The 23,862-nt window shown below is 38.6% G+C and carries 32 protein-coding genes, 1 tRNA gene and 1 riboswitch; of the genes, 23 read left to right on the forward strand and 10 right to left on the reverse strand.

Features of this window, described 5'->3' with window-relative positions:
* From I6758_RS00005 to I6758_RS15170, 3 genes are all read left to right on the forward strand, one after another.
* A partial coding sequence (locus I6758_RS00005; RefSeq protein WP_196603169.1) for a hypothetical protein occupies positions 1-186 on the forward strand: 186 nt, incomplete at its 5' end.
* Between the two features lie 220 nt (positions 187-406).
* Positions 407-1,588, forward strand: a complete 1,182-nt coding sequence (locus tag I6758_RS00010; protein WP_196603170.1) for an ATP-binding protein — start codon at positions 407-409, stop codon at positions 1,586-1,588.
* Between the two features lie 504 nt (positions 1,589-2,092).
* Entirely contained in the window at positions 2,093-2,263 is a 171-nt protein-coding gene (locus I6758_RS15170; RefSeq protein ID WP_196603309.1) for a tyrosine-type recombinase/integrase, read from the forward strand.
* 30 nt (positions 2,264-2,293) lie between these two features.
* Here I6758_RS15170 and I6758_RS00020 read toward each other — a convergent pair whose 3' ends face one another.
* Together I6758_RS00020 and I6758_RS00025 are read right to left on the reverse strand one after the other, a co-directional pair.
* Positions 2,294-2,557 carry a Txe/YoeB family addiction module toxin gene (locus I6758_RS00020; RefSeq protein WP_330997998.1) on the reverse strand — a complete coding sequence of 88 codons (264 nt, stop codon included), beginning with the start codon at positions 2,555-2,557 and terminating at the stop codon, positions 2,294-2,296.
* 1 nt (position 2,558) lies between these two features.
* The gene (locus tag I6758_RS00025) at positions 2,559-2,807 is read right to left on the reverse strand and encodes a type II toxin-antitoxin system Phd/YefM family antitoxin (RefSeq protein ID WP_196603172.1); all 249 of its coding nucleotides are present in this window, start codon (positions 2,805-2,807) and stop codon (positions 2,559-2,561) included.
* 273 nt (positions 2,808-3,080) lie between these two features.
* Here I6758_RS00025 and I6758_RS14805 point away from each other — a divergent pair, with 273 nt between their 5' ends.
* Together I6758_RS14805 and I6758_RS15115 are read left to right on the forward strand one after the other, a co-directional pair.
* Positions 3,081-3,368 (forward strand): AlbA family DNA-binding domain-containing protein, encoded by a 288-nt coding sequence (locus tag I6758_RS14805; protein ID WP_231038427.1) that lies wholly within the window; start codon positions 3,081-3,083, stop codon positions 3,366-3,368.
* Entirely contained in the window at positions 3,341-4,519 is a 1,179-nt protein-coding gene (locus tag I6758_RS15115) for an ATP-binding protein (protein WP_330997999.1), read from the forward strand. The genes I6758_RS14805 and I6758_RS15115 overlap by 28 nt, the downstream gene beginning before the upstream one ends.
* On the opposite strand, the gene I6758_RS15000 is transcribed toward I6758_RS15115, so the two are convergent.
* Together I6758_RS15000 and I6758_RS00040 are read right to left on the reverse strand one after the other, a co-directional pair.
* Positions 4,520-4,660 carry a hypothetical protein gene (locus I6758_RS15000; protein WP_330998000.1) on the reverse strand — a complete coding sequence of 47 codons (141 nt, stop codon included), beginning with the start codon at positions 4,658-4,660 and terminating at the stop codon, positions 4,520-4,522.
* A gap of 123 nt (positions 4,661-4,783) precedes the next feature.
* Entirely contained in the window at positions 4,784-4,969 is a 186-nt protein-coding gene (locus I6758_RS00040) for a helix-turn-helix domain-containing protein (protein WP_196603173.1), read from the reverse strand.
* A 274-nt stretch (positions 4,970-5,243) separates the two neighbouring features.
* Here I6758_RS00040 and I6758_RS00045 point away from each other — a divergent pair, with 274 nt between their 5' ends.
* The 10 genes from I6758_RS00045 to I6758_RS00085 all read left to right on the forward strand — a co-directional run bounded on the left by I6758_RS00045 (position 5,244) and on the right by I6758_RS00085 (position 8,936).
* Positions 5,244-5,468: a helix-turn-helix domain-containing protein gene (locus I6758_RS00045; RefSeq protein WP_196603174.1), complete on the forward strand. Its 225-nt coding sequence runs from the start codon at positions 5,244-5,246 to the stop codon at positions 5,466-5,468.
* Positions 5,469-5,488: 20 nt separating this feature from the next.
* Entirely contained in the window at positions 5,489-5,614 is a 126-nt protein-coding gene (locus I6758_RS15005; RefSeq protein WP_269140309.1) for a hypothetical protein, read from the forward strand.
* Positions 5,615-5,646: 32 nt separating this feature from the next.
* Positions 5,647-6,009, forward strand: coding sequence for a hypothetical protein (locus I6758_RS00050; protein ID WP_196603175.1), 363 nt, complete (start codon positions 5,647-5,649; stop codon positions 6,007-6,009).
* A 26-nt stretch (positions 6,010-6,035) separates the two neighbouring features.
* Complete coding sequence (locus I6758_RS00055; protein WP_196603176.1) at positions 6,036-6,188, forward strand: hypothetical protein; 153 nt, start codon at positions 6,036-6,038, stop codon at positions 6,186-6,188.
* Positions 6,188-6,538, forward strand: coding sequence for a JAB domain-containing protein (locus tag I6758_RS00060; RefSeq protein WP_196603177.1), 351 nt, complete (start codon positions 6,188-6,190; stop codon positions 6,536-6,538). Before I6758_RS00055 ends, I6758_RS00060 begins: the two co-directional genes overlap by 1 nt.
* Positions 6,539-6,730: 192 nt before the next feature.
* A complete protein-coding gene (locus I6758_RS00065) occupies positions 6,731-6,919 on the forward strand; it encodes a hypothetical protein (protein WP_196603178.1) in 189 nt (62 codons plus the stop codon).
* On the forward strand, positions 6,912-7,475 hold the full coding sequence (locus I6758_RS00070) for a zeta toxin family protein (RefSeq protein WP_196603179.1): 564 nt from the start codon (positions 6,912-6,914) through the stop codon (positions 7,473-7,475). The genes I6758_RS00065 and I6758_RS00070 overlap by 8 nt, the downstream gene beginning before the upstream one ends.
* Before the next feature lie 262 nt (positions 7,476-7,737).
* On the forward strand, positions 7,738-8,190 hold the full coding sequence (locus I6758_RS00075; RefSeq protein WP_196603180.1) for a GNAT family N-acetyltransferase: 453 nt from the start codon (positions 7,738-7,740) through the stop codon (positions 8,188-8,190).
* Positions 8,191-8,292: 102 nt separating this feature from the next.
* Positions 8,293-8,652 (forward strand): type II toxin-antitoxin system RelE/ParE family toxin, encoded by a 360-nt coding sequence (locus tag I6758_RS00080; protein ID WP_196603181.1) that lies wholly within the window; start codon positions 8,293-8,295, stop codon positions 8,650-8,652.
* On the forward strand, positions 8,652-8,936 hold the full coding sequence (locus I6758_RS00085; RefSeq protein WP_196603182.1) for a helix-turn-helix transcriptional regulator: 285 nt from the start codon (positions 8,652-8,654) through the stop codon (positions 8,934-8,936). Before I6758_RS00080 ends, I6758_RS00085 begins: the two co-directional genes overlap by 1 nt.
* 376 nt (positions 8,937-9,312) lie before the next feature.
* Here the strand turns inward: I6758_RS00085 and I6758_RS00090 are convergent, their stop codons facing one another.
* Positions 9,313-9,936 (reverse strand): hypothetical protein, encoded by a 624-nt coding sequence (locus I6758_RS00090; RefSeq protein ID WP_196603183.1) that lies wholly within the window; start codon positions 9,934-9,936, stop codon positions 9,313-9,315.
* Positions 9,937-10,029: 93 nt separating this feature from the next.
* Here I6758_RS00090 and I6758_RS15010 point away from each other — a divergent pair, with 93 nt between their 5' ends.
* Together I6758_RS15010 and I6758_RS00095 are read left to right on the forward strand one after the other, a co-directional pair.
* A complete protein-coding gene (locus I6758_RS15010) occupies positions 10,030-10,152 on the forward strand; it encodes a hypothetical protein (RefSeq protein WP_269140310.1) in 123 nt (40 codons plus the stop codon).
* Between the two features lie 90 nt (positions 10,153-10,242).
* Positions 10,243-10,509, forward strand: a complete 267-nt coding sequence (locus I6758_RS00095) for a tyrosine-type recombinase/integrase (protein ID WP_196603184.1) — start codon at positions 10,243-10,245, stop codon at positions 10,507-10,509.
* Between the two features lie 101 nt (positions 10,510-10,610).
* On the opposite strand, the gene I6758_RS00100 is transcribed toward I6758_RS00095, so the two are convergent.
* Positions 10,611-10,686: transfer RNA gene (locus tag I6758_RS00100), tRNA-Thr, on the reverse strand.
* A gap of 170 nt (positions 10,687-10,856) precedes the next feature.
* A complete protein-coding gene (locus I6758_RS00105) occupies positions 10,857-11,285 on the reverse strand; it encodes an OmpH family outer membrane protein (RefSeq protein ID WP_196603185.1) in 429 nt (142 codons plus the stop codon).
* 222 nt (positions 11,286-11,507) lie between these two features.
* Here I6758_RS00105 and I6758_RS00110 point away from each other — a divergent pair, with 222 nt between their 5' ends.
* The 4 genes from I6758_RS00110 (at position 11,508) to metA (ending at position 15,338) form a co-directional block, all read left to right on the forward strand.
* Positions 11,508-12,170: an HAD family hydrolase gene (locus tag I6758_RS00110; RefSeq protein ID WP_196603186.1), complete on the forward strand. Its 663-nt coding sequence runs from the start codon at positions 11,508-11,510 to the stop codon at positions 12,168-12,170.
* An 18-nt stretch (positions 12,171-12,188) separates the two neighbouring features.
* Positions 12,189-13,373, forward strand: a complete 1,185-nt coding sequence (locus I6758_RS00115) for an iron-containing alcohol dehydrogenase (protein WP_196603187.1) — start codon at positions 12,189-12,191, stop codon at positions 13,371-13,373.
* A complete protein-coding gene (locus I6758_RS00120; protein ID WP_231038428.1) occupies positions 13,339-14,295 on the forward strand; it encodes a radical SAM protein in 957 nt (318 codons plus the stop codon). The genes I6758_RS00115 and I6758_RS00120 overlap by 35 nt, the downstream gene beginning before the upstream one ends.
* A gap of 83 nt (positions 14,296-14,378) precedes the next feature.
* Complete coding sequence (gene metA, locus I6758_RS00125) at positions 14,379-15,338, forward strand: homoserine O-acetyltransferase MetA (RefSeq protein WP_196603188.1); 960 nt, start codon at positions 14,379-14,381, stop codon at positions 15,336-15,338.
* Between the two features lie 122 nt (positions 15,339-15,460).
* On the opposite strand, the gene polA is transcribed toward metA, so the two are convergent.
* Positions 15,461-18,103, reverse strand: a complete 2,643-nt coding sequence (gene polA, locus I6758_RS00130; RefSeq protein ID WP_196603189.1) for a DNA polymerase I — start codon at positions 18,101-18,103, stop codon at positions 15,461-15,463.
* 25 nt (positions 18,104-18,128) lie between these two features.
* Positions 18,129-19,151 (reverse strand): L,D-transpeptidase, encoded by a 1,023-nt coding sequence (locus I6758_RS00135; RefSeq protein WP_196603190.1) that lies wholly within the window; start codon positions 19,149-19,151, stop codon positions 18,129-18,131.
* A 292-nt stretch (positions 19,152-19,443) separates the two neighbouring features.
* On the opposite strand from I6758_RS00135, the gene I6758_RS00140 reads away from it, so the two are divergent.
* Together I6758_RS00140 and I6758_RS00145 are read left to right on the forward strand one after the other, a co-directional pair.
* Positions 19,444-20,499, forward strand: coding sequence for a nicotinate phosphoribosyltransferase (locus I6758_RS00140; RefSeq protein ID WP_196603191.1), 1,056 nt, complete (start codon positions 19,444-19,446; stop codon positions 20,497-20,499).
* Positions 20,500-20,651: 152 nt separating this feature from the next.
* A riboswitch (ZMP/ZTP riboswitch) is annotated at positions 20,652-20,735 on the forward strand.
* Positions 20,736-20,813: 78 nt separating this feature from the next.
* Positions 20,814-22,028 carry an L-lactate MFS transporter gene (locus I6758_RS00145; RefSeq protein ID WP_196603192.1) on the forward strand — a complete coding sequence of 405 codons (1,215 nt, stop codon included), beginning with the start codon at positions 20,814-20,816 and terminating at the stop codon, positions 22,026-22,028.
* A gap of 89 nt (positions 22,029-22,117) precedes the next feature.
* Here the strand turns inward: I6758_RS00145 and I6758_RS00150 are convergent, their stop codons facing one another.
* Positions 22,118-23,533: a DASS family sodium-coupled anion symporter gene (locus tag I6758_RS00150; protein ID WP_196603193.1), complete on the reverse strand. Its 1,416-nt coding sequence runs from the start codon at positions 23,531-23,533 to the stop codon at positions 22,118-22,120.
* Between the last annotated feature and the right edge of the window lie 329 nt (positions 23,534-23,862).

Raw genomic sequence — 23,862 nt, forward strand, 5'->3', positions numbered from 1 at the left:
ATAATAAATTCAGTAAAAGTCGTCCAGCGTGAAGCAGAACAGGCGGCGGTTGAAGCCGAAAAAACGTCGGTCTCTGCTGCGGATCAGTCGGCAGCAATGAGAGAAATAGCAGAAAGCAGCGATAATCTTGCCAAAATAGCAGTTACGTTGCAGCAATCTGTGATGGAATTCACTGAAGAAAATTAACAAGAAACAATTAACCAATTTATAAATTAACAAAGGACTTAAGCAAAAATATAGCCCATGCTGCCGGATATCTGATTCTATCTGATAGATCAGCCGCTAAAAATAGTACACTGGAAAATACTCTTAAAATATAAGAAAAATATGGCGTAATATATTATTATAAGTCTGTATAAGCTATAATATACTATAATAGAAAAAATATACGGGGGGATAATATATTATGCTGCCAAATCCATATCGTCCGGGTGCTGGAATGACACCGGCTTATCTTGCCGGACGCCATGAAACTATAAATGAAGCACAGTCAATTTTAAAGGCAGTAAATGTCGGCTATGCAGCCCGTTCTGTCATATATTATGGTTTAAGGGGGGTTGGCAAGACCGTTTTACTAAATCATATAGAGAATATGGCAGATGAGCTTGATGTGCCATCCGAATATATGGAAATAGCTGAACGCGGTTATTCTTTCGGACAGCATCTTACTTTACATGTGTCGAAGCTCATTAATAAGCTTAGTCTGAAAAAAAATATTGCCGACCATGTAAAAAAGGCTTTATCGATATTAAAGGCTTTTTCCCTGAAATATTCATACGGTGATGAAATTTCTATTGAAATTAATCCCGGGATAATACCGGCTAAGGGAATTTCTGATACCGGAGACCTTGCTAATGATATGACAGAATTATTTTTGGCGCTGGGCAGCATTGCTCAAAAAGAAAACAAAGGCGCGGCCATCTTCATTGATGAAATACAATATATGCGTTTAAAAGAGTTTGAAGCTTTGATGGCGGCACTGCACCGGATAAATCAAAAAGGTTACCCTTTGGTTATCTTTGCGGCCGGGCTTCCTAAAATAGCCAAAATCGCCGGAGACGTAAAATCCTATGCCGAAAGATTATTTTCATTTGTTGAAATAGACTCGCTTGCTCCCAAGGAAGCCATTGCAGCACTTTGTGAGCCGGCCAGACGATTTTCCATAAACTATGCAGATGAAGCATTAAATAAAATTCTGACTGTTACCGGTGGTTATCCCTACTTTCTGCAGGAATACGGTAAATGGATATGGGAGGAAAATAATGATGCTGGGCTTATAACAAAGACCGTAACAGATAAGGCTTACGCTAAATTCGAGCAAAGTCTTGATGATTCATTTTTCAAGGTGCGTCATGACCGGGCCACACCAAGAGAACTGGAATTTATGACTGCCATGGTCAGATGTCGGACACTGCCGTGCACCACCAAGGAAATAGCCGCAGCCATGAACGAAACTATACAGGCAATATCACCTCTGCGGGCACAGCTTATCCATAAAGGCTTTATTTACGCGGCAGAAAGAGGAACAGTAAACTTTACCGTTCCTCAGTTCGATAAATATTTAAAACGTGTTCATATTATAAATTAACAAAGAAACGATTTTATGATAACGGCATAAAGCCAGAAAAGAGATACCGTACCGAACTTTTTAGAAGCACTTATTGTCAGATTCAGAGAAGCAGTGCGTATCGAAAATGAAATAAAGAAAATAAAAGGCCTGCCTATTGCCAAACATGATCATGAAAAAAACGCACCTTGTATTGAATATCCGGACGGAAGAAAAGAATATGCCTAAAAACCCGAAATAATAGTATTTGCCGGACCTAATGGCAGCGGAAAAAGCACAGTTACCCAAATGGCCAATATTATACCGCCTTATATAAATGCAGACGATATAAAAAAAGCTGTTCATTGTATACTGATCTGCAGGCCGCGCAAAGGGCTGCAGAACTGAGAAATACATTAATAGACCGGCATACAAGCTTTACTTTTGAAACAGTTTTATCCACCTCAAGAAATATAGAACTTTTAAAACGAGCAAAATGCTGCTGAAGTTCAAAAGGGGACTGTTGCTTACGCTGGGAAGTACAAACTGGCAGATTTTGCCAAAACATGGTACAAAGATTATTGCCTGAAAAATTTGGCTCCTAAAACTCAGCATTCATATAATAATCACATTAAAAATCGCATTATTCCGGCATTGGGGCATATTGACATGGTTAAACTCAGAACCTGCCTGTTTTTCACAATAAGGGACAAATAAGGGACAAATAAGGGACAAAATATATATGGATTAATCATCATAGTGGGTCCACATTTGTATAATCCTGACCGTATTTTGTTCTTCTAAAACTTCATAGATAAGACGATGCTGTATATTGATGCGCCGTGAATAATAACCTGTTAAATCTCCCACAAGTTTTTCATATGGAGGTGGATTTTGAAAAGGATTTTTACGCAACAATTCTATTAAAATTTTAACTTTTTTATCTAAATTGGCGCCTTTTAGTCTGGGAATATCTTTGACAGCTTTTTTATAATATTCAAGCTTGTACACCCTACCAATTAACCTCATCTTCGGAAATGAAATCAGAGGCAGGTGCCTTTTTTGCTTTTAATAAATCTTTTTTTATTGCGGGCATAGAAGAAATATATAATGTTTCCATTAGATTTTTATAATCCTCTGCATTAACTATAACAACATCTCCATCTTTGGTATTGACAGTAGCAATTTGATTATATTTAGCGACTTGCTCAAGCGTTCCATATAAATTTTTTCTGAAATTTGAAGTATTTGCTGTAAGCATTGTAATCACCTCTATAAATATTTTATCGTACTTGATGGCGTACGTCAATATATCGTTTCTATTCAGAAAGTCTTTATGGTGCTACTGCCTGATAGTGATTATGTAATTTATAGTGGCGCCATGAACAGATTAGCGATATAGTTAATTGTATAAAAGAACTCAAATCTGAAACATAAATTTGAGTTACCTTTTTAGTTTTTTAAATTAAATTTAAGTTATTTGATATAACTTAAATTTAATGATAATATCTGAAACAGATATGGAGGAACTAAAATGACAACGGAAGAATTGCTTGAAAAATTAGAGTTAATTCAAAAACTAAAATGTGAAATGCAGACACTGGAACTGAAAAGTGCAGAAAAAGGCTGTTCCCGGCGTCTGTATGATACCCTGTCCAGTTTTTCCAATCAGGACGAAGGGGGTATTATTATTTTTGGTGTGAATGAGAATGAGGATTATAAAGAAGCAGGTGTTTATGATCCGCAGGATATACAAAAAAAATCAATGAACAATGTTTGCAGATGGAACCGGCAGTGCGGCCGCTTCTTACTGTGGCAATAAAAAACGGAATTTTTTTTGTATCAGCTGAAATTCCTGGCATAGATCTGGCTGAAAGACCATGCTATTATCAGGGAAAAGGCAGACTCAAAGGCTCCTATACCCGCATTGGTGACAGCGATGAACCCATGACGGAATATGAAATCTATAGTTATGAAGCATATAGAAAAAAATACCAGGATGATATTCGTGCGGTCAACCGGGTAACCCTGGCAGCTTTGAATAAGGAATTGCTGGACCAATATGTTCAAAAGCTAAAGGCTGGAAAAGCCAATCTATCGGCAATGAAGAATGAAGATATCTATGAATTAATGAGTATTAAAAGAAACGGTGAAGTTACATTGAGTGCGACCTTGGTATTTAGTCCGTATCCACAGGCCTATTTCCCGCAATTATGTATTACGGCTGTTGTTGTGCCGGGAACGAAAATGGGAGAAACCGGAAAATCAGGCGAGCGTTTTCTGGATAATCAGCGAATTGAGGGTAACATATTGGATTTGCTGAATGAGGCAATAAGATTTGTGAAAAAGAACATGAGGACTAAAACAATTATCAATTCGGAAACCGGACAGCGTGAGGACAGGACCGATTACCCGATTACAGCTGTTAGAGAAGCGATTATCAACGCATTGGTACATCGTGATTATAGTATTCACACAGAAGGAATGCCGATACAAATTGTTATGTTTGATGATCGGCTGGAAATACACAATCCTGGTGGAGTTTATGGCAGAATCCGGGTAGATCAGTTAGGCAAGGTACAACCGGATACCAGAAATCCTGTGCTGGCTTCGGAACTTGAGATACTGGATATCACAGAAAACCGTTATTCAGGCATACCGACTATTCGGCTGGAAATGGAGAAATATAATCTGACCGCACCTGAATTTATTGATGCAAGAGGAAGCTTTGTCGTAAAATTTTATAAAAGAACAAAAATAAGTGATACAGAACAGAATTTTGACGATACGAAAGATCTGCTGGTGTTCTGCAAAACGCCAAGAAACAGAAGGGAAATATGTGAGTATCTGGGATTGTCTTCTGTAACCTACGCAATTCAACGGCATGTGATACCACTCGTCGAAACAGGCAGAATAAAATTAAGTATTCCGGATAAACCAAAAAGTCCGAAACAACTTTATTACAGCGAATAACTATATCTCTGCTGTAAAATTTGTTCTCCAAAGTGTAATTTTCCATACCCGCTTTATCCTAAACGCCTTTACAGCACCGCTGCCTAATAATTCATAGGCAGCGTTTTTTCCTATGGAGAGTATTTCACAAAGCTCTTCCACGGTTACCAAATCCCCATATTCATCAAACTTAATTATCCTTCTCCTTTTAAGATGTGCTTTTATTAAATTTCACCTGAAATACTGCATATAACAGGTATTTATATAAATGGTTTAAACTGGCAGTTAGCTGTTGTTAAAGACATGAGTATTCAGATAATCGTCAAGGGATGTTTTTAACACCAGATAACTTCTGCCGCGTTTGGCGGCTTTTATTTCTTTGGCATGGATCATAGTATAGATTTTACCGGCAGAGTAACGCAGATAAACAGCCGCCTCAGCCACAGTATATAAAGCAGGTTCAATGCTCATTAATAATCACCTCATAATTTTATTTATAATGATGTTGCTTTATTTTGGCGTTTGATGGATTATCCATGCTGAAAAACAATAAATATATAGTTGTATATTATAACAATGAAACCTGCATCGGTATCAAACTGATGCAGGTTTTATTTTTCCCATGCTGCCGATAAGATAGTCAGCAATATTATATATTTCCCTGAAAATGAAATAATATTCATTAATGGTCAATTTTAATTTACTGAAAAACTGGCATAATTATAAAAGGAAGGAGAAGGGCGCAATGGCAAGGCATATTAATAATAAACTTTTGGGAATAAAAATATCTTATTACAGAAAACGCAAGGGATTTACACAGGCACAATTGGCAGAGCAGATTGATATAAGCCCCAGCTATATGGCAAAGATTGAATGCGGTTTTTTATCCAAATGCGTGTCATTGACCGTGTTAAATGACATATCTAATGAACTTAACGTTAGTATTGATGAATTAATCAGTCCCGATTAAAGATAAGGAGGACCAATCTAATGGCAGGAAAAAGTAATGATAATAATGAGATAATACGTCCCTTAAAAGAAGGTCTTACTATTTGGGGAAGATTTTTCAAGGCTCTTCCCCGGATAATATTTCGCATAATAAAAGAAAAATTATGATCGTATGTATTTAATTCTAGGAGGATTTTCAAATGGTTGATATACCTGATTCCATAGCAACGCCGATATACTTTATAGCCGTACCTATCCTGGCAGTAATAGGTACATATTATTATATGAGTTCTCATTCGGTTATATCTACCGGCCCTGAAGGAGAGGTAAAAGGCTGTCTTAGTGTTTTTATAAGCTTTCTGATCGGGACCGGTATCTTAGTTACCTTAGTTATGGCCGTGTTTGCCTGGGTTATTGGTTTTATAATAGCGCACTGGATATGGTTTGCCGTGGGCGCGGTAATAATCATTGTTCTTATTGTTTTAGGTTCCAGAGCGTCAGATAAGGAAAATACACCACCGCAGACCGTTGAGAATAAAAATGAAGATAGCAATGACCAATAAAGTATTAGCAAGGCAGGTGAGATATTTTGAGAAAAACAGCGTTTATTCTGCTAAGCATATATTTACTTCTGCTTATTACAGGCTGCGGTATGTCTGATAAAGAAAAACAAAAAGATCTGGAAAATAAAATGGCAACTCTTAAAATTGCCGTTGGCATGTACATTGACCGGAAGACGTAATGGAATATTTCAAATTTCTGGAGGATAAACAACAGGAGGAATTCTGGGTCCTGCTGCTTAATACCAAAAACAATATCATAAAAGGAAAATGCATAACCATAGGAACCCTGGACGCTTCCTTGGTCGGACCGAGAGAAGTGTTTCATGTGGCAGTCTGGAATATGGCTGCAGCAATTATTATTGCCCATAATCATCCGTCAGGTGACAGCGCACCCAGTGAAGAAGATAAGGCCGTCACAAAAAGACTGACCGTTGTTGGCAAAATAATTGGTATTCCTCTGCTGGATCATATAATCATCGGCAAATACGGCTCACTCAGTATAAAGCAGCGAAAAGAAAGTACCGGTTAAGGGTAAATCTCAATACTTTCTGCTTTATGTCCGGCATGTCCTGTCAAAAAAAGGTGTGTATATAACACTTTTAAGTACTATATACACCATAAAATCCTTGGACAGACAGGACATAACAGCCAAATAAAATTGTACTTTATCTGTAAAAAAAACAATGAATAGTATATAATAATCACAAAGGAGGCACTTACGATGAAAGATAAAAATGAACTCGATTCTACCTGTGGTTTATCCGATGAAGAACTTACTGTCAGATTTAGAGAAGCAGTGCGTATCGAAAATGAAATAAAGAAAATAAAAGGCCTGCCTATTGCCAAATATGATCATGAAAAAAACGCACCTTACATTGAATACCCGGACGGAAGAAAAGAATATGCCTAAAAAACCCGAAATAATAGTATTTGCCGGACCTAATGGCAGCGGAAAAAGCACAGTTACCCAAATGGCCAATATCATACCGCCTTATATAAATGCAGACGATATAAAAAAAGCTGTTCATTGTACTGATCTGCAGGCTGCGCAAAGGGCTGAAGAACTGAGAAATACATTAATAGACCGGCACACAAGTTTTACTTTTGAAACAGTTTTATCCACCTCAAGAAATATAGAACTTTTAAAACGAGCAAAAAAAGCCAGCTTTTTTATACGATGTATTTACGTCCTTACAGCTGATCATCAAATCAATGTGATACGTGTAAAAGTCCGCACTGCTGCCGGCGGGCATGATGTACCCAAGGATAAAATTATCAGCCGCTACCAAAAAGCATTGGCACAAATTCCCCAACTACTGGAAATATGTGATATCTGTCATATTTATGACAACTCGGATGAATTTCCGTTTCGTATTTTTAAAAAACGCAAAAAGGATTATTTTTATTGGGAAAACTTATTCTGGAATAAAGAAAAAATAGAAAAATTAACGAATTGCAAATTATAAAGCCTGCCATGGAAATCAATATCTGCGGCAGGCTTTTTTTATTATGAAGAAAGAAATAATTTGGCATGAATATAAAAACCATTGATCTTACTCATAGTAACTTACTGCTTACTCCGGGAAACCGTCTTTGCCTGACTGTATTGCAATACGTTATTGTTTGTGATAACGTGTTTTTGAAAATAACTTTGCATTATAGAAATAGAAGGAAATACTGGGTAGGACTATATTAATTGAATAAGCAATAATTTGGAGGTTTTAAAATATGCATTTTCAATATACTGACGGAAAAAACAAAGATTTTATCCAATTATGCCACTTCCTAGATGATTTTTTAAATAGTATAGTTGGCGGTGAAGAAAACAGAATGAAATATATTCCATATAATACTCTTGATGATATTAATAATGTAATCGTAATATATGATGGAAACAAACCTGTCGGTTGTGCTGGTTTTAAAAAATATAATAATAAATGCGCAGAAGTAAAAAGAGTATTTATTCGAAGGGGATATCGGGAAAGAGGTCTTTCAAGAAAACTTATGGAAGTATTGGAAAATTGGGCAAGAAATCAAGGATATTTCTTTTTCATTTTGGAATCTGGTGAACCACTGATCGCTGCCATGAAATTATATTATTCAATTGGATATGAAAAAATCCCTAACTATGGTCAATATTTGAATATGACAGATTCAGTTTGCATGAAAAAAACACTGTAAATGCGATAGTGACTTACTGCTTACTCTGGGAAACCGTCTTTACTGAAATATATTGCATTATGTTATCATATGTGATAACATAATTTTGAGAGAAGGTGCAGTGTGAATTGGCATATAGAATTTTATCAAAAAGAAAATGGTAAAATACCTGTGGCAGAATATCTGCATTCATTACCGGAAAAAATAAAAGCCAAGGCCATTTTAGAGATAGAACTTTTGGAGAAACACGGTACTGCCCTTAAAGAACCGTATGTAAAATATATTCAGGGCAGAAAATATCAGGGACTTTGGGAATTGCGAATAAAATTTTCTTCAGATACAGCACGTATATTATATTTCATTTTCGAGGGAGATACATTTGTATTGCTGCATGGATTCACCAAAAAAACCAATAAAACACCTGTTCAGGAATTGGAAAAAGCAATACGCTATAGAAAAGATTATGAAGGGAGACGATCTTAATGGTAAAGACCGGCGTTGACTTTGCCCGGATAAAAGAGCAAATGTTAAGCGACAGTGAAGTAAAAAAAGAATATGATAAATTAAAACCCCGTTATGAACTTATATCCCAGCTGATAAAGGTTCGTTCCGAAAAACAGCTTACCCAGGAAGAACTAGCCAAAATAATGGGAACGCAAAAATCCAATATCAGCCGACTGGAAAGCGGCAATTATAACCCGTCGCTTGATTTTATAATAAAGGCAGCCCATTCACTGGGAAAGGAATTGGAGATAGTCTTAAAATAACCGATAAATTTAATGATTTATTTTAAAAACTGTTGCAGACATTGCAGCAGTTTTTTTATGCCCAAAATGAAAGGAAAAATATATATGCCAATAGCTTATTTTATCTGCCCGGACGGCAAAAGGACAAGAATAATGAACTGTCTTAATAGGTGCCGGATGCGTGAAAGATGTATGTTTCTGCCGACCTTAAGAGCAATTGCCGCCTCCTCGGACAGGAAACTGCTTAAACCAAGCGTCACTGAGCTTATTGCCGGAACAAGAGAAATATATCTGAAACGGACAAACGAATATGCCATAGATCCGTTCAATACATTGTTTACTGTCAGCTTCCGGATCATCCCCGGTAGCTATAATTTCTTATTCATGTACTGTCCTCCTATATGGCAGGTTGTTCCTGCTGTTGTTTTAAGATTTTGGCATAAGGACACATTGACGCCGCATCGCAAAAGCGGAGGCATTTTCTGTCATACCAGCGTTCTTTGGCTGTACATACCGATGGCAATTGTTTATTTTTTAAAGCCTGCTGCAATTTATCGGCTTTATACTGAAAGTATCTTTTGAGCCATCTATTACTTATTTTTATCAGGTACAGCGGTCTGGTTATCTCTCTTTCCATGGCAGCTCTGGTACTGAAGTCACGGCACAGTGCCTGTATGACCATGTCTTTTACTGCATAATCATTTGCTTCCAGCAGCATCCGGTAATAGTTAAGCTGTAAGGCCCAGTCCGTGACATGACGAACACCGTTAAAACAGGTATGTTTCTTAAATTTAGGCTGTCCTTTTTTCAGGCCTGACTTATAAATTTCACCGGTAGATACGTCTTTTTTATAAATTCCCAGAGCCCGCATCAATTTATAGCTGGACGTTACTTTCAGGTCTCCTAAGATGCTGTCCTCATTATTTAAGACACAACCAAACATATCAAACTGGCCGGAAGTTATGTCGTCTTCCAGTCTCACCTCAGCTAAAATATTATCATCCTGTTTTTTATAATTCATATAATGGACGGCCTGTCCGTGTAAGGCAAGACTGATGAAAATACGCTGCAGCCAAAGCCCGCAGAAAAAAAGAAAAACACATCAGTAAAACCTGTGAAACCGACTTGTGTGGAATGCGGAGTAATTCTGTCTGACAAGGTGAAAACCTATTCCATGGAAAAATACGGCAGGCCGCTTTGTATGGAGTGTCAGAAAGGTGCTAAGGTAGTGGCGTAAAATATAAAGCTGCTGCCATTGTACTGGCAGCAGCTTTATATTTATCCTTTTATTATATTTAGAGAGTTTTTTGGATCATACGGGAAAGCCATGTATCCTACAACTCCTTCACAATGGTTCAGCAAGTTTTTGAAGCGTAAGGGACTGCCTCATATGCCATTCCATGCATTGAGGCATTTATCGGCCACTCTTCTGATTTCGCTTGGTATACCGTTAAAAAATATAAGCAGCAGATTAGGCCATGCCGATATAAGAACCACTGCCAATATCTACGGTGAGGCATTGCAATCAGTTGACCGGCAGGCAGCAGACCAGCTGGATCAGTATTTTAGAAAAACGATAAATAAACAGGCCTGAACCTGCCTGTTTTTCACAATAAGGGACAAATAAGGGACAAAACCCTGTTTTCGGGCAAAACAAAAAGGCTTCCGAAAACTTAGGAAGCCTTGATTTACATATGGAGCTGGCAATAGGAATTGAACCTACGACCTGATCATTACGAATGACCTGCTCTACCAACTGAGCTATGCCAGCAGACAACGTATATATCATAATCGAAAGATAGTTTTTTGTCAAGAACATATTAAAACGGCAATCATACAGAACAGTCTCTGCGGCAGCAGATGGACTGCAGATGATTGCCATTTGTTATATTTGAAAATTATGAAGCCAGTATAGAGAATAAAAATGAAAAACATTTTTATTTACATTGTTTTGAGTTTAGCAATTACGTCTTGAGTAATATCTTCTGTTCCATAGAAAACTACAGAATTGTCAAGGACCGCATCCAAATTTTTTGTTTTCGCTACTGCTTCGACAGCTTTTGTTATGTTGTCGCGAATGGGCTTAAAAAGTTTATTCTGTTGTTCGGTAACCTGTTGATTCAATTTATCGAAAAGAGCTTTTTTTCCATTGTCATCAAGCGATGCTGATTTTTCATTGAATTCATTTTGAGCTTTTTGACGTGCAAGATCAACAGCAGCATTAGTGGTCTGCATATCAGGATAACTTGCAATGACTTCGCTCATATTAATGGAACCAAGACTAGCTGCCGATGCCTGTGCGGGTGAATAAGTTCCATAAATGCATATGGCAAATACAGCTGCAAAAACAATGCTGAGAATTTTGTTCATGATTCATGACCTCCATTTAACTATTTATAGCGTAATTTTATTAATAAGACTACTGTTAAGTGTACGTTATCAGTTGATTTTTAGCAAGTTTTTTTTTCCGTTTGATAAAATATTATAAGGGGAAGACGAGGCGGCTGAATGGCAGTTTTTTCATATGGCGGAAAATGACACTTCAATTAAAAAATGTTATAATATTAGTATACTTTTTTAAGGATGATAATTATGAAAGCTGTAATTTTTGATATGGATGGGGTCATTGTGGACAGCGAGGCTGTCCATATAAAGATGAAAATACAGGCATTGGAGGAGTATGGCATAGCGTGTTCACCAGAAGAATGCATGCCATATTTTGGTCGGTCTTCTAATGCCTTTTTTAGTGATTTTATAAAAAAATCCGCAGCGCATATTTCTTTACAGGAGATTGTGGCACGCAAGCATCAATTGTTTTTACAATATGTAGCTAATGATGGAAATGTAAATCCTATTGAAGGTGCCTTGGAGCTTATTCATGGTCTTCGAAGAAATAATATTCCATTGGCGCTGGCATCATCGTCTGTACGTTCTAATATAGAGTGGTTCTTAAAAAAATTTGGTGTTTTTGATTGTTTCGATGTGGTATTAAGTGGGGCAGAGCTGTCAGAAAGTAAACCAAATCCCGAAATATATTTATTGGCAGCTAAAAAATTGGGAACAGGACCGCAGGAATGTGTGGTAATAGAGGATGCGGAGGCCGGTGTAACAGCGGCAAAAATGGCCGGCAGTTATTGTATCGCCTATTGCAATCCAGTTTATAAAAATTGCGGGCAGGACGTGTCCTCGGCTGATATGCTGGTAAATTCCTTAACTGATATTTCGGCAGAGCGGATAATAGGCATAAATATATAAATTTTGGAGGCAGGTATTATGAATAGTTTTGAATATTGCTGTCCTACGGAAATTGTTTTTGGTAAGGATGCGGAATTGAAGGCGGGGGAAAAAATAAGTGCCTGCGGGGCAAAGACAGTACTCGTTGTATATGGCGGTGGCAGTGTAAAAAGAAATGGTCTTTTGGATAGGCTGTGTAAAAATTTGGGGGATTCAGGCTTAAAATGCATAATTCTTGGCGGCGTGAAGCCTAATCCTGTTGTGTCTTTTGTGCGCGAAGGAATAAAGACCGCTTTGCGGGAAAAGGTAGATTTCATTATGGCTGTCGGCGGCGGCAGTGTCATAGATACAGCAAAAGCGCTGGCTCACGGACTGGCAAATTATGAACTGGATATATGGGATGACATATGGCAGAAAAAGGTGGAAATTCATAAGACTACACCGATTGCTTCCGTACTGACTCTGGCGGCAGCGGGAAGTGAAACGAGTGATTCAGCCGTCCTGACCAATGAAGAAACAGGACAAAAACGCGGATTGAGTACGGTGCTGAATAGACCGAAGATGGCTTTTATGAATCCTGAACTTACCTACAGTGCTCCTAAATTTCAAGTTGCATGCGGTATCAGCGATATCCTTATGCATACATTGGAACGATATTTTTCCAAGAGCAGGGATAATTATATGACGGATTTTATTGCGGAAGGATTAATGAAAAACGTCATTCAGTTCAGTCGTGATGCATTGGAAAAAGAAAATGATTATTTGGCAAGAAGTGAAATCATGTATTGCGGCAGCTTATCACATTGTGATTTAACAGGATTGGGCAGGCAGAAGGATTTCAGTGTTCATAAACTGGGGCATGAATTAAGCGGTAAGTTTGATGTTGCTCATGGCGCATCGCTCACAACTATGTGGGCTTCGTGGGCCCGATACAGTTATCAGACTGACATTGATCGATTTGCCAGACTGGCCGGTGCACTTTGGCAGGTAGAAAAAAATGATGCTTCTTCAGCCGCTCTTGAAGGGATCGCCAGAATGGAAAATTACTTTAAGACTATAGGAATGCCCACCTGCTTCAGTGAACTTGGCATTGGCGTCCAAAATGAAAAAGATATAAATTATCTGGCAGATATGTGTACTGACAAGGGAAAGAAAATGGTAGGCAATTTTAAACCTATTGACAGGCAGGATGCAATTAATATGTATAAAATGGCTAATCATTGATTGGAGCGCGATTGATATAAAAAACGGTGAATGTCTATTATGCCCCCGCCGCTGTAAAATAGATCGCAGTCATGATGAACGGGGATTTTGCGGGGCAGGAGCACAGGCTAAAGTAGCGCTGGTCAGTATTCATAAATGGGAAGAACCATGCATCTCGGGGAAAAAGGGAGCCGGAACAGTATTTTTTTCTCATTGTAATCTGCGCTGCGAATTTTGCCAAAACTATGCTATAAGCGCCCGGGGCTATGGGGTGGAAGTCGATGCGGCACGATTGACTGAAATTTTTCTGGAACAGCAGGGCCGAGCTGTAGAGTGCCTGGAATTGGTAACACCCACACATTATGCGCCGATAATAATCGAAGCCTTAAAAAGGGCACGTGCTTCCGGTTTAAATCTGCCTGTTGTTTATAATACAAATGCATATGAATCAATTGAAATTATTGATGCACTGAGTGAATATGTAGATGTGTTTTTACCGGATCTGAAATATTTTTCAGATGATGCAGCAGGAAAATACTCGCATGCGCCTGATTATTTTCACTTTGCGACAGCAGCCATAAAAAAAATGACTGCTGTCGCTGGTCCTGTGATAATGGAAAATGGTCTTATGAAAAAAGGTGTACTGGTGAGACATTTGATTTTGCCCTGGTTGTATAAAGACAGTATAAAAATAGTGGAGTGGCTTTGGGCAACTTTTGGCAGTGATATTTACATAAGTCTGATGAATCAGTATACACCGGCACATAACGCATTTTCTATTTCTAAACTAAATAGAAAATTAACCACCTATGAGTATCAGAAGGTGGTTGATGCGGCGTTGGAATTGGGCATTGAAAATTGTTTTATTCAGGAAAAAAGTGCGTCTTCAACAGACTTTATTCCAAACTTTGATGGTAAGGGTGTACTACCTGTTAAGCTCTAAATATATTAAGTGTAATAGTGTACTTGACTGAAAATTAGTGCTGTGTTAGAATTAGCACAATTTATCCTATAGGAAGTGAAAAGATGCCAATAAAAATACCTAATAATTTACCGGCTGCACAAATTTTGGATAATGAAAATATATTTGTGATGGACGCCGATCGCGCATATAAGCAGGATATACGGCCTTTGCGGATACTTATTTTGAATTTGATGCCACTGAAAACAGTGACTGAAACGCAGGTCCTTAGGCTTTTGAGCAATACGCCGCTGCAGGTTGAAGTGGATTTTATATATACACAATCTTATACACCCGCACATACTTCTATGGAATATCTGACTGAATTTTATGGAACTTTTGAAGATGTAAAAGATAAAATATATGATGGTTTCATCATGACAGGTGCTCCTGTGGAAAAGATGGAATATGAGGATGTAGCGTATTGGCAGGAAGTTTGCCAGATTATGGAATGGACTAAAACGCATGTTTTTTCATCTTTTTATATATGCTGGGGAGCACAAGCAGGTCTTTATTATCATTATAAAATACCCAAATATGCTGTGGCACCCAAGATTTTTGGAGTCTACAAACATCATCTGCTCGTAGAGCATGAAAAAATTTTCAGAGGATTTGATGATGAATTTTATGTGCCGCATTCACGGCATACAGAAATTCGGCGCAGTGATATTGAAAAGGTGCCTGAGCTGACGCTTTTGGCGGAGTCTGACAGCCGTTGCGGAGTGTACGCAGTTGCGAATTTGAAAAAACGTCAGTTTTTTATAACCGGTCATGCCGAATATGATCCGCTGACTTTAAAATGGGAGTATGATCGTGATGTTGAAGCAGGACTTGATATTCAAATTCCTTGCAACTATTATCCGAATGATAATCCATCGCAAAAACCTATGGTAAAGTGGCGCAGTGTGGCAAATTTAATGTTTGCAAACTGGCTTAATTATTATGTATATCAGGAAACACCATATGATTTATCCAAGTTAAAAAAGGTACCAGAACATTGGTGTAACGGTATTCGCGAAGTTTAATATAGTAAAAGCCGCATTGATAAAGAAAGCCCCTTTTGTTTGAACTGATCCTTATGAGTTAGACTGAAAATCTAGCTTATAGGGATCGGCTCGACAAAAGGGGTTTTTATATTGAATAAAGATTATTTTGTCTGGGCCCAGTCAATTCCGGTGTTTATGTCTATGGTCAGAGGTACTTTCAATTCTACTATATTCTGCATGGTTTCATACAGGATGTTTTTTAATGCGGGAACTTCTGCTGCCACAGCTTCAATTACCAATTCATCATGAACTTGAAGGAGTATGCGGCTTTTTAATTTTTGAGCGCGGATTTTCTCCCAGGTCGCTGTCATGGCCATTTTTATTATATCTGCCGCAGTGCCCTGTATCGGAGTATTCATAGCCATTCTTTCATTCTGCATGCGTATATTATGGTTGGAGCTTTTTATCCCGGGCAGATATCGCCGTCGACCAAATAATGTGGTAGTGTAACCTTTTTGATGTGCTTCTTCCACTATGTCGTCCAGGCATTTTTTCACGCCGTTATATTTGGTAAAGTAGCTGTTGATATACTCTGCGGCTTCCTGGCGGGAAATATGAAGTTCCTGAGCAAGTCCATAATCACTTTTGCCGTAGACAAGGCCAAAATTTATAGCCTTAGCGCGGCGGCGCAGTTCGGAGGTTACTTCATCAAGCGGAACACCGAATACCTCTGAGGCTGTTCGGGAGTGAATGTCCTGCTCCAGCTTGAAGGCCTCTATGAAGTTTTTATCATCAGACATATGCGCTAAAATACGCAGTTCTATTTGAGAATAATCGGCAGAAAGAAAAAGATCATAATCTTTTGCAGGTTCGAACAGGCTGCGGATTTTTTTCCCTGCTTCGGTCCTGACGGGGATGTTCTGCAGATTTGGATCGGAGCTGCTGAGGCGGCCTGTGGCGGTCACTGTCTGATTGAAAGTAGTATGAATGCGATGAGTTTCGTTGTCGATAAGTTCATACATTGCATCCAGATAAGTACTTTTTAATTTGCTCCACATACGGTAGTTCAATATTTTTTCTATTATAGGATGATGGGGGCGCAATATTTCAAGTACATCAGCATTTGTAGAATAGCCGGTTTTTGTCTTTTTCTGGACAGGAAGGCTCAGGTGATCAAAAAGTACTTCACCAAGCTGCTTGGGTGAATTTACATTAAATTCTGTTTCGGCCAGAAGATAGATATCACTTAGCAGATCGGCAATTATACTGCCTATGTCAGCAGACATATCTTTTAATTTTTGACTGTTAATATAGACACCATATTTTTCCATGGATACAAGCACCTTTTCCAAAGGCAGCTCTGTACTTTCATAAAGCTTATAAAGATTTTTTTCCTGCAGGGAAGAAATAAGAATATCAGTAATATGGCTGAAAGAAAATGCGTGCAGATAGTAGGAAGCTTCATATTCTAAGCTGGCATCGTCTTTTTTGAAATCATAAGGGAGAATTTCTTTATCCAGATATTTTGCCGCCAGGCTGGTAAGTGTATAGTTGTTGGCAGCGGGATCAATCATATAAGCAGTCAGCAGGATATCGACGACTTTGCCCGATGGTGAATACCCGCAATGCAGTGTATTTTTTAGATCGTAGGTTACTTTAGTAATTGAATCGTCAAGAAAAAGGTCATCAATATATCTGTAAAACTCAGAAACACAGGGAATATACAGGACTGAAGGATCATTTTCAGATGGTTGTTCTGCCATTATTCCCTGGCACAGTATATGGGGAACTTTACCTGAGAAAACCGGCAGATACGCAAAAACACCAGAAGCTTTTATTTGACTTATCAAGGAAGCAATTGACGTTTTATCGACGGTAGTATAAGTGTAATCGTTATTTTCAACAACAGTTTTTTCAGATGAAGGTTCCGCGTAAAGTTTATTGAGGAATCGCCAGATACTTTTAAGCTCATATTCGTCACAAAAAGATTTGAGCTGGGACATGTCAGGGGTTATGGCATATTTTTCTGCGGTAAAGGATAAATCCATCTCACAATTTATTGTAGCCAGCTTGTATGAAAGAAATGCCATATCCTTGTCAGCAGTGAGTTTTTCTTTTAGCTTTTTGCCGGAAATTTTGTCTATATTTGCATAGACACCTTCCAGAGAATCATATTCTGTCAGTAATTTCAGGGCAGTTTTTTCACCTACACCGAAAACACCAGGGATGTTATCGGACTTATCCCCCATCAGAGCCTTCAGATCGATCAGACGTTTGGGTTCAATTCCATATTTTTCTTTGAAGGCTGTGTCATCAAAAATCTCCGTTTCAGTTATACCCTTTTTAGTCATAATAATTTTCAGGTTGGGCCGTATAAGCTGGAGCGCATCACGATCACCTGTTATTACAAGAGACTCGACACCATCAGATGCGGCTTTGGTAGCAAGTGTGCCGATTATATCGTCGGCTTCATAATTATCCACTTCGATAAAAGTGATACCCAGTGCTTTTGTAAAATTATGGAGCATAGGTATCTGACTGATGAGTTCGTCAGGTGTTTTGTCCCGGGTACCCTTGTAGTCTTTGAAAATTTCTGTGCGGAATGTGTGACGGCTTTTGTCGAAAGCTACCACAGCGTATTGAGGCTGCAGTTCATCAAGCAGCTTGAGGGCCATTTTGGCAAAACCCAAAATGGCATTGGTATATTTGCCGGATTCTGTTGTTAAAAGAGGCAGTGCAAAGAAAGCTCGATACATCAAGCTGCTGCCGTCTATGATAACAAATCTGTTTTTTGTGTATTTCATTAAAAACTCCTGTGAAAATTATTTTTTAAAGAAGATGCATCTGCTTGCTTACTCCCTTTGCAGAAGGAAAAGCTTCTTTTGGAGCATCTGTACTGCTGTTTTTGATCAGCAGACGCAGAAATTCAGGACTTTGCCAGTCCCGTTGAAGATTGAATACTTTATCCACATCAAGTAAATTTATGTAGACAACGTCATTTTTTACTATTCCGGCAGAACTGCCGTATTTGCTGTTTAGCATCTTGGATTTTTCATCCCAATCAATGGAAAGATTTGCAGCGGCAGCCAAGGCATAAGCAGGAAGATATATCCCGCTGCCCGTTTTTACAGCTTTGAATGGGAGCATACGGTCTTCAAACGCTAAATTTATGGGAAAGCCGACATAATTGGCAGAGCCGTTTGCAAGGCTTATTTCTTCTCTTATAGAAGGGATATCAGCAAAATTTTCTACACCAAAAGTTTTTAACCTGTCGATGACGCTGCCGACCGTGAGGGCCTGTGTATTATATATATCAGGATATATATAATATGCTATACTGCCATTACTGGCTTTTTCAACAACTAAACGATCATATATTATTTTTACCGGTGTACCAATTTCTACTTTGGGGAAAAGAGCTTCTATATTTTCTTCTTTGACACGCACACAGCCATTAGAAGTAAAACTGCCTATGGAAGAAGGGCGATTGGTGCCGTGTATCCCATAATTGCCGCCTATGCCTATCCAGCGATAACCCAGAGGATTATCTTCACCGGAAGGAATCTGAACGGAGAGGTCATCAGGATCTATCCAGGTAGGATTTATTTCCTTGTCAATGACTTTGAAATTCCCTGTCGGAGTAGGGGTAGCGGGTTTACCGACGGCAACGGGGTAAGCTGCTGTACAGATGTCATTATTGTAAAGTCTTATCCATCGAGCAGGGATGTTTATCAGCAGTCGGACAGGATCGACTGCCGGAGCGGCACTGTCTTGTTCCTGTGCATTGGTATGAGACAGTGGAGTGAAAAAAACAAAAAAAGTATAAAAAATGATAATAAAACAGCGTATCATTAAAAATTCAACTCTTTTCCTAAATATCCAATATAAGTCTAACATAAAATATATCATATTTAAGCCGTTATTCCAATTGCTAATAAAGAGATGAATCACAGAAAAGACATTATCTTTTCTGTGGACAATATAGTTTAAAAATATTATAATAAACGCAAGTTTAATATAAACTAAGGGGTATTATACGCATATAAGCAGTAAATTATATATAACACACAGTATTGCTGCCATGCCGCATGGGCAGGAGATATTTTAGTACTGTGCATATACCACAATTTTGGGAGGCACTCTGATGGAAAAAAGGCTGGATCCGGATTCTTTTGATTTTCCTGTAGAAAAAATAAAAAAAGGGCTTTACAGCGATATTTATTTTCTGCGTACGCAGGCTATACTTGAGCAGGGCGGAATTAATTCGCATGTTACGGTGCAGGTTTTTCAGCGTGATTATGCAATGCTTTGTGGTATTGATGAAGCTATTGCTCTTATAAAACGATGTTCATATAATCCAAAGGAATTAAAAATAAGGGCTCTGCACGACGGTGATATGATAGCGCCATGGGAAACGATCATGACAATTGAGGGAAATCTGGCAGACTTTATACATTTAGAAACTGTCTATCTTGGCACATTGGCCCGCCGTACTAAAATAGCTACGAATTGCCATCGCGCGGTTGAGGCAGCCAATGGCAAGCCCGTATTATTTTTTCCTTCACGCTTTGATGAGTATACGGTACAGGAAGGAGACGGATATGCAGCGAAGGTCGGAGGCATGAGTAATGTTTCTACTCCTGCTAATGCTATGTGTTGGGGGATTGAGGCTGCAGGTACTATCCCGCATGCTTTGATAGCTGCTTTTGGCGGTGATACCTTAGCGGCGACAAAAGCCTTTGACAAATATATGGATCCGGAGATAAGCCGTATAGCACTTGTTGATTTTAATAATGACTGTGTGAATACGAGTCTGGCGCTGGCTCGTGAATTAGGAGATAAATTAGAAGGTGTGAGACTGGATACATCTGATAAAATGGTTGATGTGTCCCTTATAGGACAGATGGGACATTTTAAACCGACAGGAGTAAATGAGCAGCTTGTGCGCAATGTACGTGAAGCACTTGACCGGGAAGGGTTTAGTCATGTGAAAATAATTGTGTCGGGCGGATTTAATCCTGAACGCATACATCTGTTTGAACAAAATGGCGTGCCAGTAGATATTTATGCTGTCGGAAGCAGTATTTTTGCTACAAATGTAGATTTTACAGCAGATGTAGTCCTGCTTGACGGAAAGTCATGTGCAAAGGCGGGACGTCAATATATGGACAGTGATCGTCTTGAAAAAGTGGAAATGTAGGCGATAACATGATAGGCTTTGGTGATTTTTTAATTGTGCTATTGATAGGAGCCATGATAGTATACACGTTTGGTGACGATCTGTTTACTTGATTTTAATGCGGGTATTGACTGTATATCAGGGTTTTATTATAATAGATGTGTAAAAGTGAATATGTAATGCAGGACTGACGGATAATGTGGAAATGACCACATGGACTGTGTTGCAGTGATAAGCCGACCGTCTGGGCAGGAGAAATATTCAGCTCAGACGGTTTTTTGTGTCTCACTTTATATTTCTCCTAAATGTTTTCTAGGAAAAGGAGAAAATATATTATGAGAAATCGTTGGCTTATCGCTTTATCTGCAATTGGCATTCACATCTGCATAGGCAGTGTATATGCATGGAGTGTACTTACCAAACCGATAATGCAGCAGATGAATCTTTCCTTAAAGGAAACAACGTGGGCTTTTTCATTGGCAATTTTATTTTTAGGAATGTCGGCAGGTTTCTTGGGAAGCTTTGTTGAAAAATACGGCCCTAAAAAAAGTGGGCTCATGTCAATGAGCTTCTTCGGTATGGGAATGTTCGGCACGGCTATGTCCATAAATATGCATAATGTTTTGATGCTTTATATTTTTTATGGCGTGATAGGCGGTATCGGTTTGGGAATAGGATATATAACTCCTGTATCCACACTGGTAAAATATTTTCCCGACAAGCGGGGGTTTGCCACAGGCCTTGCCATTATGGGCTTCGGTTTTGCCAGCCTTATAGCCGGACCGCTTATGCAGTATTTGACCGCTTCATATGGACTAGCAAAAAATTTTTTATTTTTGGGATGTGCATATATGCTCGTTATGGCTTTGTCATCGCTCTATTTGAAACCTCCTGCTGAAAAACCGGAGATAAAAAGTGCAATAAAAAGAAATGAAAAAGGACTGGATGCCCGGCAGGCCGTTCATACGTGGCAGTTTGCTGCTTTATGGTGGATTTTTTTTGTAAATATAACCTGCGGTATAGGATTATTGGCTGTGGCATCACCTATGGCTCAGGATGTGGCAGGTATGACTCCTGAGATGGCAGCGTCGATGGTGGGGATAATAGGTCTGCTCAATGGGTTTGGGCGTATATTCTGGTCTACTGTTTCAGATTATATAGGCAGGGGCTTCACATATGCAGTATTTTTCATTATAGAAATAATTGCATTTTGGCAGCTTTCGGCAGTGAATGATAGAACTTCTTTTCAATTGATCATTTTTCTTATAATAACATGTTATGGCGGCGGTTTTTCTTGCATGCCTGCCTATTTAAGCGATATCTTTGGTACACGGCAGCTTAGTGCTGTCCATGGGCGTGTTTTGACAGCCTGGGGAATGGCCGGGATAACCGGACCGGCATTAGTTTCATGGCTGCGTGAGATTACAGACGGTTATGCGGCGACATTACAGTTTTTCGCTCTGTGTTTTGTATTGAATTTTATAATTGCAATAGTATTAAAATATAAAGGAAATACTTTGGATAAAAGAAAGTTGAATAAGTCTGTGTAATAATATTGATATATATTAATAAAAAATGGTATGATTCAGCGAAACGTGCTGAATCATACCATTTTTTTATTTATGGCACAGATATCTATTTACCAATAACCAAGTACTTTCCACCATACGCCGCCGATGCCAAGCCAGATTATGATATGCATCACAGATACGCCAAAGCCGATAGTCCACCATGTTTTTTGATCAATATAACCCGCACCAAAATATACCGGTGCAGGGCCTGTGCCAAAGTGTGTCAGGCAGCCGCATATATTTGCTGCAATGGCGACTACAAATGCAGAAATAAAGGGTGGTGCTCCAGCAGCCGCACCGAGGGTGATCAAGGCAGCATACATTGCAGTTACGTGTGCAGACATGCTGGCAAAAAAATAATGACTGTATAAATAAATAATAAATGATAGGACTACCGCAGTGATCATGCTTACACCGATCATCTGATTTTCAAGAATAGCAGCAAACCATGGTATAAATCCCAATTTGTTCAGATAGTCAGACATGACTATAACGCCGCCAACCCAGATAAGCGTATCCCATGCTTTTTTTTCACTGATAACATCTTTCCAGGTCAAAACACGGCCTATTAGAAGAATGCATAATCCCATAAACGCTATCAGTGTGGTATCTAAATGAGTTATTGTTGTAGTAGCCCATAAAATTAAAAGCATTACAAAAACGAAGAGAAGAATTTTTTCTCTTATGCACATCGGTCCCATTTCTTCCAGTGCTTTATTGGCAATATTTTTTGCTTCGGGAGTTTTCTTTATTTCAGGAGGGTAGAATTTATAAAGGACATAAGGAATAATTATCAGAGCCGCTATGCCGGGGACAGAAGCTGCCACGAACCAACCGATCCATGTAATGTCAATATCGAAAACTTTTTTCGCCATAGCGACGGCTATGGGATTTCCTACCATTGCAGTTAAAAATAAGGCAGATACAACTAAATCAAGATGAAATATGCAGGCCATCAGATATGCTCCGAGCCTGCGCGGACTCTCATCAGCTTTCGAATCGAAAGCATGGGCCAGACTCTGCACGATAGGGAAAATCAGTCCGCCTGCCCGCGCTGAGTTGGAAGGAATAGCAGGTCCGATAATGACATCACTCAAAGCCAGTGAATAGACAAGCTTCAAACTGCTGTCACCGAAAGCTCTCATTGCCAGGTATGCTATACGGCGGCCAAGACCGGTTATAATGAATGCCCTTGCCAACAGGAACGCAGAGACAATCAACCAAACTGTATTGCCGCTGAAGGCTGATAATACCTGCGAGAATTTCATCACACCTGTTAACGCACACAACACCAGCGCGATCAGAGCGATAGTGCCCAGCTCTATGGGCTGCAGAATAAAACCTACTACTGTTCCTAAAAAAATAGCAAATAAGTGCCATGCTGCCACACTTAACCCATCTGGCGGAGGAATTATAAAACCCACTGCGACTACGCCGATTGTAAGAACAGCACTGATGAATTTTTTGCTGCTTAAAAATGACATGATCTCACTCCTCAATATACGATTTTAAATTTTTGGAAAATTATTATCAATAATTCAAAGTAATTTTATGATATAAATAATCAATGGAAGTGTAAAATATAAAAATATGATTGCTGACGATTAGATAATTTTATAAAATTGATATTTCAATGTTAACTCGGTCAATCATATAATGATTAATATTTGCTATTATATTATTTGCTTTTTTTATGAATGAAAATTCAATTTTTAAATTTTACAGATATTTTTTTGTGTTTTATACTAAAAAATAGTAATACAAATTAAAAATTCTATTATTATTGTTCAAACAGGATAAAGGCAAAATGAAA

The organism is Pectinatus haikarae, from assembly GCF_015732185.1.
Lineage (GTDB): Bacteria > Bacillota > Negativicutes > Selenomonadales > Selenomonadaceae > Pectinatus > Pectinatus haikarae.